The following is a 3922-nucleotide window of genomic DNA, read 5'->3' as shown; positions in this document are numbered from 1 at the left end:
GGGCGCAGCCGACGTCCGGTGCCTGGGCCTCCCCGGACTCCAGGTCGATCTGCCAGTTGTGCAGCGGGCAGGCCACGCGCTTGCCGTAGATCAAGCCTTGGGACAGCGGGCCACCCTTGTGCGGGCAGCGGTCGTCGAGGGCGAAAACCTCGTCTTCACTGGTACGAAAAATCGCGATGTCGCCTTTTGGCCCGCTGATGATGCGCGAGCCCAGGGCGTTGATTTCTTCGAGGGCGCAGATATCCAGCCAGTTCATGCCGGCACCTCCAGCAGTTTGACGGGGATGGTGTCGAATTCCTTTTTCAGCAGCGGCTGTTCCAGGCGTTCTTTCCACGGGTCCTGCTCGAACGACAGGGAGAATTGCAGGCGTTCATTCAGTGCCTGGCGCCGCGCCGGGTCTTCCAGTACAGCCTTCTTGATGTGCTCCATGCCGACCCGTTGCAGGTAGTGCACGGTGCGCTCCAGGTAGAAGGCCTCTTCCCGGTAGAGCTGTAGGAAAGCGCCGTTGTATTCGCGCACTTCTTCGGCGGTTTTCAGCTTGACGAAGAACTCGGCGACCTCGGTCTTAATCCCGCCGTTACCGCCGATGTACATCTCCCAGCCGGAATCGACGCCGATGATTCCCACGTCCTTGATCCCCGCTTCCGAGCAGTTGCGCGGGCAGCCGGACACTGCCAGCTTGACCTTGTGGGGCGACCACATATTGAACAGGTCATGTTCCAGCTCAATCCCCAGTTGCGTCGAGTTCTGCGTACCAAAGCGGCAGAACTCGCTGCCGACGCAGGTCTTCACGGTGCGGATGGATTTGCCGTAGGCATGGCCGGATGGCATATCGAGGTCTTTCCATACGCCGGGCAAGTCCTGCTTCTTGATGCCGAGCAAATCGATGCGCTGCCCGCCGGTAACCTTGACCATCGGCACGTTGTACTTGTCGGCCACATCAGCGATGCGCCGCAGTTCCGACGGATTGGTCACACCACCCCACATCCTTGGGACTACCGAGTAGGTGCCGTCTTTCTGAATATTGGCGTGGGCGCGTTCGTTGATCAGGCGCGATTGCGGATCGTCTTTTGCCTCGCCGGGCCAGGTGGAGATCAGGTAGTAGTTGAGTGCCGGGCGGCAGGTGGCACAGCCGTTCGGGGTGCGCCAGTTCAGGTAGCTCATGGTGCCGGCGATGGTCAGCAGGTGCTGGTCGCGGATGGCCTGGCGGATTTGCCCGTGGTTGAGGTCGCTGCAGCCGCAGATGGCTTTTTCGCTTTTCGGTTTGACGTCCGCCGCGCCGCCCACGGTGTTGATCAGGATCTGTTCCACCAGCCCGGCGCAGGAACCGCAGGAACTCGCAGCCTTGGTGTGCTTCTTCACATCGTCGACGCTGAACAGCCCGTGTTCCTGAATCGCCTTGACGATGGTGCCCTTGCACACGCCGTTGCAGCCGCAGACTTCGGCGGTGTCGGCCATGCTCATGGCTTTGTCCTGGCCTTGGTGGCCTACATCGCCCAAAGCATTTTCACCGAACATCAGGTGATCGCGGATCTCGCCAATGGCATGGTTCTCACGGATCTGCCGGAAATACCAGCCGCCGTCAGCCGTATCGCCGTACAGGCAGGCGCCGACGAGGATGTCGTCCTTGATCACCAGCTTCTTGTACACGCCGCCAATCGGGTCGGAAAGCGTGATGGTTTCCGTGCCTTCGCCGCCCATGAAGTCCCCGGCGGAGAACAGGTCGATGCCGGTGACTTTCAATTTGGTCGAAGTCACCGAGCCTTGATAGCGCGCGAAACCCAGTTGGGCGAGGTGGTTGGCGCAGACCTTGGCCTGCTCGAACAGCGGTGCCACCAGGCCGTAGGCAATCCCGCGATGGCTGGCGCATTCGCCGATGGCATAGATGCGCGGGTCGTAGGTTTGCAGGGTGTCGTTGACCAGAATCCCGCGGTTGCACGGGATGCCGGATTTTTCCGCGAGTTCGGTGTTGGGGCGGATGCCCGCAGCCATCACCACCAGGTCGGCGGGGATCACATCGCCATTCTTGAATTGCACCGAGCCGACGCGGCCGTTGCCGGCGTCATGCAGCGCCTCGGTCTGCTCCTTCAAGCGAAACACCAGGCCACGGCTTTCCAGTTCGGTTTGCAGCAACTGGCCGCTGGTCTTGTCCAGTTGCCGTTCCAGCAGCCATTCGCCGATATGCACCACGGTCACGTGCATGCCACGCAGCATCAGGCCGTTGGCGGCCTCCAGGCCCAGCAGGCCGCCGCCGATGACGACCGCGTGCTTGTGGGTCTTGGCGGTGTCGATCATGGCCTGGGTGTCGGCGATGTCGCGGTAGCCGATCACACCCTGCAATGTATTGCCCGGGATCGGCAGGATAAACGGCGTGGAGCCGGTGGCGATCAGCAGGCGATCGTACTCGGCCTCGCTGCCGTCTTCGGCGATGACTTTGCGTTTGACCCGGTCGATCTGCACCACTTTGCGGTTAAGCAACAGCTTGATGTTGTTATCGAGGTACCAGCTCAAGTCATTGAGCACGATCTCTTCGAAGGTCTGCTCACCGGCCAGCACCGGCGACAGCAAAATGCGGTTGTAATTGGTGTGGGGCTCGGCGCCGAAAACGGTGATGTCGTACAGGTCGCTGCTCAGCTTGAGCAATTCTTCAAGGGTGCGAACCCCGGCCATGCCGTTGCCGATCATCACCAGTTTGAGTTTCTTCATGTCGTTCTCCGCAGTGGCTCGACAAATCGTGCGCAACAAAAAAAGGCGTCCCCGCTACGTAAGTAGCGAGGACGCCTTTGTCCTGGTCCCGTTCTCTCGGGAAGCCCGACCTTCGACGTTGAAGGTGCGGCTATATGTGTGTTGATGGGAAAGCTAATGCAGCGGTTGTGCCAAGTAGGATTTTGGCCGGTTTTGTTAAGTGGCGCGGCGATGTATCGAGAAATTTCGCCTCTTAGTGGTGCAACAGCCAGTACAACAGCACCAGATTGATCAGCAACGACAGCACGGCCAACGTTTGCCAGACCTTCAGCGGTTCGCGCTCCAGCAGCGGTTTTGGTCGCGTGCTCAACTCGCGGCGATCCGCCTGCTCCAGTACCAGCAACCATTCCTCGGCAGTTTCATAACGTTGCTCGGGTTGCGCGGCGACTGCGCGCTCCAGGCTCTGTTGCAGCCAGTCGGGCAGGTCGGGGCGGTAGCGGCTGGCGCCGACAGGCGTAATGAACCTGGGACGCTGGAAAGCTTCGATTTCGCCGTAGGGGTAATGCCCGGTGAGCAGGTAATACAAGGTCACACCGACGCTATACAGGTCCTGTTGCGGGGTAGGGCGTTCGCCGTTGAAGGCTTCCGGGGCGATAAAGCTTGGCGTGCCAGGCAACAGGTGCGCGCGATCCTCCGAGAGCCCGGGGCAGTAGGCCAGGCCGAAGTCCAGCACACGCAATTCGCCATCCTCGCCCAGCAGCAGGTTTTCCGGCTTGATGTCGCGGTGCAGGATCTGCCGGCGGTGCAGCAGCCCGACGGCACGCAACAGGCGCTCGGCCAGGGTTTGCCACTGCGCCAGGGGCAATGGGCCCTGGTGCTTGAACAGTTCGGCCAGGGTTTGGCCGGAGTATTCACGCATCACGTAGTACAAATGCTGACGGCCACTGGCTGGATGGACTTCAGGAAACGCGCGGCCGGCGACCCGGCGCAGGAACCATTCCTCTGACAGCAATGCCTGGGCGGCGAACACGTCATCGTCGTGGCTGAGCGGCAAGGTCTTCAGCAGCCACGCCTGTTGATGGCCATCGCGCACCCGATAGAGCAAGGATTGGCGGCTTTGCCCCAACAGCGACTCTACCTGCCAGCCTTCGAAGCGCTGGCCGGGTTTCAGGGGGGGCGGCAGGGGCCATTGCTGCAACTGCACCAGTGCATCGCCGAGGGTGGCGGCGCCAAGCTG

Annotated in this window: 3 protein-coding genes; all 3 read right to left on the bottom strand. The window is 61.3% G+C overall.

Annotated elements, in window-relative coordinates; all coding sequences use genetic code 11:
• On the bottom strand, nucleotides 1–256 hold a 256-nt coding region (gene nirD, locus HX846_RS28560), incomplete at its 3' end, for a nitrite reductase small subunit NirD (RefSeq protein WP_178966586.1).
• Complete coding sequence (gene nirB, locus HX846_RS28555; protein ID WP_003215025.1) at nucleotides 253–2706, bottom strand: nitrite reductase large subunit NirB; 2454 nt, start codon at nucleotides 2704–2706, stop codon at nucleotides 253–255. The genes nirB and nirD, both read right to left, overlap by 4 nt.
• Before the next feature lie 232 nt (nucleotides 2707–2938).
• On the bottom strand, nucleotides 2939–3922 hold a 984-nt coding region (locus HX846_RS28550), incomplete at its 5' end, for a serine/threonine-protein kinase (RefSeq protein ID WP_178966585.1).

Origin of the sequence: Pseudomonas sp. K5002 (genome assembly GCF_013386655.1) — a bacterium.
GTDB lineage: Bacteria > Pseudomonadota > Gammaproteobacteria > Pseudomonadales > Pseudomonadaceae > Aquipseudomonas.
Note: the sequence above shows the minus strand (reverse complement) of the source record. Positions and strands in the feature narration are given on the sequence as shown.

Excerpts from the sequence above, each read along its gene's own strand:
- nirB (WP_003215025.1), bottom strand. The coding sequence starts at position 2,706 with ATGAAGAAACTCAAACTGGTGATGATCGGCAACGGCATGGCCGGGGTT.